Consider the following 5,945-nt stretch of genomic DNA (forward strand, 5'->3'; position numbering starts at 1 on the left):
ATTTTAAACGATCAGATTTTTTTATATATTATCAAACTTTGTTTTATAGCCACAATTGCTCATATTCAATAATCGTACCCATTAGATAAACATATCCAAAGGGGCAAACGTCGCGACTTTATTCCTTACATCGCTATCAACCTAATAAAAAGAAACTACACCAAAACGATAACATTAAGGAATTTCCATTTTTTGAGGTAATTCTGAATTCTTAAGTTGATGGGCATGGGGTATCGCCAGCATTTTGGAAAAAAACCACGCTAAGAGTTTTTGAGTCATTTTAACCTTATTTTAAATTGTGTTGTATTAGGTATATATGTACTTCTACATACAAACTATGTGCACCCCTAATTTATTGGATTTGACATTCAGGATAAAGCATAATATTATACAATAGTTAAAACATCTTAATGATTAATTATGTGAAACGTTAAAATGTTTGAAGTTAATAACAGGAGTGATTGAATGATGAACCATGATGAAGATTTGAATTTTAAAAAACTTGAGGAAGCATCTTTACTGGTGCTTCGAAAATTTGTAATGGCTTATACAAAGCCACCAGAAGCCAAAGAAGCTAGGATATCTACTTCTCAATATTTAATTTTAGAAATTCTGAGAAACGAAGGTAGCAAGAGTAGTTCTGAGTTAGCACAATTCTTTAAAATTACATTACCCGCTATTACAAATTTATCAAAAAAACTAGTGGAGGGAGGATATATAGAACGTGTTCACTCAGAATCAGATCGACGCCTTATATTATTACACATTACTTCTAAGGGACTAGCTTATTTAAGTGTTATGGATGAAACAGGAAAAGATATTATTAGAACGCTTTGGAGTGATTTATCATCTGAGGAAGTAAAACAGTTGAATTCTATATTCCAAAAGGCACTACAAAGAGGAAACAAATATGAATAAATCAACAAGTAATACAGAATCCTTTACACCTATTATCATAGCGATTTTTTTGGGCTCATTTTTATCCATTTTAAATATGAGCACCATTAATGTTGCGATTCCTGAGATAATGAGAAATTTCCAAACGGATCTTAACTCTGTTCAATGGACACTAACAGGCTTCATACTAGCGACTGGCATTATTGCTCCAATTACTGGTTATCTAGGAGACAAATTTAGTTATAAATATTTGTACTTTTTCTCACTTTTAGGTTTTACATTATTTTCAGGGCTTTGCGCATTCGCATGGAGCATATCATCTCTTATTGGGTTTCGTATTCTACAAGGTGTGTTCTGCGGTTTAATTATGCCAACAACTATGGCGATTATTTATCAAGTGATTGCAAAGGAAAAACAAGCACTTGCTATGAGCATTTGGAGTATTTCAGCAACATTAGCACCAGCGCTTGGACCAACATTAAGTGGCTGGCTTATTCAAACATTAGGTTGGAAATGGATCTTTTTAATGAACATTCCTATTGGGATTATTGCAATGATCTTAACGATGTTACTTATTCCATATTACCGATTACAAGCGCCTAAATCATTTGATTTTATAGGTTTCATTACTGTTATTCTTAGTAGCTTTATGTTAATCGTTGCATTCAGTCAAGCGCATCAATGGGGCTGGGCTTCATGGCAAATCATATCTTTACTAAGTGTTGGCAGTATCACACTGGGTATATTTATTTGGTGGGAACTAAATCATTCCTCTCCATTACTCAATATTCGAGTGTTTCAAAATACTCGGTTCACAATTAGCATTATCATAAGTAGTATTCTTACGATTAGTTTATATTCTGGCACCTATTTAATGCCATTATTCCTACAAAACGTTCAACATGCGTCTGCTTTAGAGACAGGACTAATTTTACTTCCACCTTCTATAGCGATGGTAATAGCAATGGTAGTTGCAGGGAAATTGTATCATCGTATAGGTGCATTTTCTCTGATTGTGACAGGTATTACTTTACTTATCATTGGCACTTTCGGACTAAGTTTCCTAAAAGTTGATACCTCTACTGGTTTTGTGATTTTCTGGATGACAATACGTAATATTGGAGTTGCTTTTTCAACCATGCCAGCTAGTAATACCGGAATGGAAGAAGTTCCTTTAAACTTATCTGGACACGCATCTTCTATTAATAATTGGACAAGACAAAGTTTTGGCTCCCTTGCTATCGGTATATTCACTTCTATATTAGCTTCACGTATGGTTGTGCATACAGAAAAGCTAAGTGGGAGCGCTCTATCTATTCATCAACAAGCATTTACACTTAGTATTAATGATGTATTTGTAATAGCTACTGTTATTGCTATTCTTGGACTACCTATTTCGTTTTATCTTAAAGCTAAAAAAACGAATTGTAGCAACATAGGAGGTTAAAACATGACTCAATATATAAATAATGAATATGTAGAAATCGATTTCAGAGGAATTAATATAAAAGAAGAAGAGTTAAGAAACTGTACTTTTATCAAATGTCGATTTAGAGGTGTAGATGCATCAGAGATTCTAACGCAAAATTGTAACTTTATCGAATGTGATTTTACTGGTACGTTCTTTAATGCTTCTATTCATAAAGGATCCACCTTTGCCAATTGTAAATTTGCTGGAGCGAATTTATTTGTTTCAAAATTTGAGGAATGTAAAATGACTGGCTCCGATTTTGAAGAAGCGAATTTAAACGGAATAACAATCGAGGGTGGTGATTGGTCTTATACAAACTTTCGTTTCACGAATTTAGGTAAACAAAAATTAAAGGCCATTCGCTTAGTTGAAACTGACTTGTATGAATGTAACTTAGAAAAATCAGATTTACGTGATGCTGATTTGACCGGTGCGCAATTAGGGAAAGCAAAGCTTTCAGGAGCTGATCTACGGGGCGCAACAGTTAATAGAGTAGATTTTAGAACCTTTGATTTAAAAAATGTAAGACTAGATGCTGCACAAGCAATAGCTGTTGCACAATGTTATGGTGCGAAAATTAATTAGATAACTTATAGGAGTGAATTTAAATGCCTAAATTAAAAAAATTACCCCGTGAGAATCAAGAGATGGTAAAGGCACGTCTTGAGGATTTCTTTTATAAAAAGTTCGAACTAGACTTAAGTTCAACTGAAGCTGAATATATATTGGAGTTTATGATGAAAGAAATTGGACCACATGTGTATAATCAAGCTGTAGAAGATGCATGTAAAACATTGCGTCTTCAGATGGATGTTCTTGAAGAAGAAATTTACGTACTACAAGTTCCTATAAATTAAAAAAGATTAATATAGTTTCTTGATTTTTTTAATAAAAAACGATAAATCCGAGCCGACTTTTCTCTAGAATGGAAAAGCCGGCTTTTTTCATCTCACAAATCCTTAACGTGGCTTTTTTCAAAAATGCTGACGGTACGGTACCCCTATATAGGAAACTACAAGATAAAATATAAGAAAAAACACCCGCCTAAATTGGAAAATTTTTCAGTTGTGGCGGGTTATTCTTTGAATCGTTTCCGTACCCCCGTTAGGGTTTATTTGATATGCAAAATTCCCAACGATCTACACTGATTTTTAGAAAAAGAAAAAATTCCCTTCTGAAACTGACCTTTCCTAACCTTAGCTTGATAGCGATGTGGCGGTACCCCTATAAGCGTTGATACAAAAGGAATGTACCGTTAGCGTTCGTTTACGGAACTGCCACATTTAAACTAAATCTAGACTAAATAGTAGTACCAAAGGCGTTCCAAAATCAAAGTATCAACTATACCCTTTATGAAACAACATTAGCGTACAAAATTTCTGAAATGTTAGTGAGACTCCTTAATTAAAATAGAAATTTTTATAACAAAGTTTTCATATCCAGTTACCGATAATTCATCTAAAATGACATCTTCAAAAAAATAGTTATCTAAAAATAACTTATTTTCTTTGGCAAATCCAAGCATTTTTAAATAGGTTTCTTCTATTGAGTCATAACCAGTTGTATGGTAAGCAGTTAAGTAGTCACCTTCTTTTTTTGAATAAACATTAGCGTCTGGCAATGGTGATGAAATTTTTGTATAAAAAAAGCTATATGAATCATAATTGCCTTTACTTATATTTTTAAGATTAATCATTTGCCCTACAGAAAAACGAGAAGCAATATTGTGCTCATCACAACGTTTTATATGATTTGCAAAAGATATAGTTATACTTCGTTGATCTGAATTGGGAATTGCATTTGTAAGAAACAGCAATTCCTTTTTTTCTGTTGATATAAAAATTTTTTCCTTATTTATATTAAATAGAGATTGAGTAGTTTTTATTTTTTGTGAAATTACTTCTTTTATAACAACAAGTCTATTGATTTCCTTATCAATTTTTTCATTCTGTGTATTTAAAAGAGATATTAGTTTTTCTGGATTTCTTCCGTTTAAATAACTATTAATTTCTTTTAATGGCATTCCTAATTCTTTTAGTGAAGATATAACAAAGAATGGTTCAACTTGAAAAGTAGAATAGTATCTATACTCATTCTCATCTTTTAATTCAGGAGAAAAAATTCCTAACTTATCATAGTGAAAAAGTGTATATTTTGAAACACCGACAAGTTTTGCAAATTCACCCGTTGTAAAATGAATTTTTTTATTTTCACTCATAATAAACCCCCTATTGACTATAGTGTAACACTACACCTTATTATAAGGAATATGAATGAATCTAAACTTCAAGGAGAAGTATAAAACATTAATATATACAAATTGTAATTTTATGAAATGGAGATAGAAAAATGAATAATAAAAATGAAAAGGCTTTTAGATATGCTGGAGAATTTGAGAAGCAGAAAGCAGTTATGCTTTGTTGGCCTGCAGAAGCATATTCAGCCAAAGAATATAATGTTCACGATGTTTTTGTTGAGGTTATAAAGAATCTTGTTGGGGAAGTTGAAGTATTTGTAAACTGTGGTGTAGAGGGAACAATTACAATTTGTAAAAAAACACTATCAAACGCTGGAATAGATATAGATAGAGTTCAGTTTACTCAATTTGCAGATGTAAGTTGTTGGGCTCGTGATTATGGTGCTGATATTCTTATAGATGACAACGGTAACATGCGTCTTGTAAACTTTAAATTTAATCAGTATGGATTGACAGATGATAAAGAACCAACTTCTTTTGAGACAGCTAAGATAGCACCACATCAGGCAATTGAACTTGGGTGTTTTGACATAGTAAATTCTGACCTTATTTCTGAGGGAGGAGATAAAGAATTCAATGGAAATGGAGTGCTTATGACAATTGAGGATACTGAAGTGACAAAACGTAATCCTCAATATTCTAAAGAACAAGTTGAGGATGAATTTAAGAGATTATTCAATCTTGAAAAGGTAATTTGGATCCCACATGCTACTTTTGATGATGAAGAAATGTTAGATGGAATATTAGATGTTGTAGATGGAGAACCCGTATATCGTAGTGCATCTGCAAATGGTCATATTGATGAAATGTGTCGTTTTGTAAATGAAAATACTATTTTATTAGCAGAGGTAAGTGAAGAAGAAGCTGAGAAACTAAATTCTGCTCAAATTACAAAAGAATGTTTAGATAAGGCATATGAAGTGTTAAAAAATGCTACAGATATTAACGGTAAAAAATTTAACATAGTGCGTATACCTTGTCCAGAACCGGTATATATAACTGCAGAATCAGGAGATGAAATATATGACCTATGGCAGTGGTGTAAAGAACTAGAAGGTGCTACTGATACATTAAGAGATGGTTCTCCATTCCCAAGTGGAAAAATTAAAATGCAGCCAGCTCTTAGTTATTGTAATTTCCTTATTGTAAATGGCATTGTATTAGGTCAAAGTTATTGGAAAGAAGGGTTACCAGAAATAATTAAGGAAAAAGATGAACAAGCCAAGAAAGTTTTAGAAACTATTTTCCCAGATAGAAAAGTAATTACGATAAATACAACAGCACTTAATATTTTAGGCGGTGGTATTCACTGTATTACAA

General features: G+C 32.4%; 6 protein-coding genes. 5 read left to right on the plus strand and 1 reads right to left on the minus strand.

Translation table 11 applies throughout. The features are described from left to right. Window positions 1-468 precede the first annotated feature (468 nt). From AB3X48_RS16495 to AB3X48_RS16510, 4 genes are read left to right on the plus strand one after another with little or no spacing between them, the layout of a single operon-like run. Window positions 469-918 carry a MarR family winged helix-turn-helix transcriptional regulator gene (locus tag AB3X48_RS16495; RefSeq protein ID WP_165497496.1) on the plus strand — a complete coding sequence of 150 codons (450 nt, stop codon included), beginning with the start codon at window positions 469-471 and terminating at the stop codon, window positions 916-918. Next, the gene (locus tag AB3X48_RS16500) at window positions 911-2,344 is read left to right on the plus strand and encodes a DHA2 family efflux MFS transporter permease subunit (RefSeq protein WP_367959742.1); all 1,434 of its coding nucleotides are present in this window, start codon (window positions 911-913) and stop codon (window positions 2,342-2,344) included. The genes AB3X48_RS16495 and AB3X48_RS16500 overlap by 8 nt, the downstream gene beginning before the upstream one ends. Before the next feature lie 3 nt (window positions 2,345-2,347). Beyond that, window positions 2,348-2,953 carry a pentapeptide repeat-containing protein gene (locus tag AB3X48_RS16505; protein WP_087963140.1) on the plus strand — a complete coding sequence of 202 codons (606 nt, stop codon included), beginning with the start codon at window positions 2,348-2,350 and terminating at the stop codon, window positions 2,951-2,953. Between the two features lie 23 nt (window positions 2,954-2,976). Further along, entirely contained in the window at window positions 2,977-3,225 is a 249-nt protein-coding gene (locus AB3X48_RS16510) for a DUF2164 domain-containing protein (protein WP_070147204.1), read from the plus strand. Window positions 3,226-3,755: 530 nt separating this feature from the next. Here the strand turns inward: AB3X48_RS16510 and AB3X48_RS16515 are convergent. After that, a complete protein-coding gene (locus tag AB3X48_RS16515) occupies window positions 3,756-4,586 on the minus strand; it encodes a MerR family transcriptional regulator (protein WP_087963139.1) in 831 nt (276 codons plus the stop codon). 131 nt (window positions 4,587-4,717) lie between these two features. Here AB3X48_RS16515 and AB3X48_RS16520 point away from each other — a divergent pair. After that, on the plus strand, window positions 4,718-5,945 hold a 1,228-nt coding region (locus tag AB3X48_RS16520; RefSeq protein ID WP_367959743.1), incomplete at its 3' end, for an agmatine deiminase family protein.

Source organism: Bacillus sp. S4 (assembly GCF_040838205.1).
In the GTDB taxonomy this organism is placed as follows: Bacteria; Bacillota; Bacilli; order Bacillales; family Bacillaceae_G; genus Bacillus_A; species Bacillus_A cereus_U.

Bases quoted from the DNA above. Each gene is read 5' to 3' on its own strand.
- AB3X48_RS16505 (WP_087963140.1), top strand. From the start codon at position 2,348: ATGACTCAATATATAAATAATGAATATGTAGAAATCGATTTCAGAGGA.
- AB3X48_RS16500 (WP_367959742.1), top strand. From the start codon at position 911: ATGAATAAATCAACAAGTAATACAGAATCCTTTACACCTATTATCATA.
- AB3X48_RS16515 (WP_087963139.1), bottom strand. From the start codon at position 4,586: ATGAGTGAAAATAAAAAAATTCATTTTACAACGGGTGAATTTGCAAAA.
- AB3X48_RS16495 (WP_165497496.1), top strand. From the start codon at position 469: ATGAACCATGATGAAGATTTGAATTTTAAAAAACTTGAGGAAGCATCT.
- AB3X48_RS16510 (WP_070147204.1), top strand. From the start codon at position 2,977: ATGCCTAAATTAAAAAAATTACCCCGTGAGAATCAAGAGATGGTAAAG.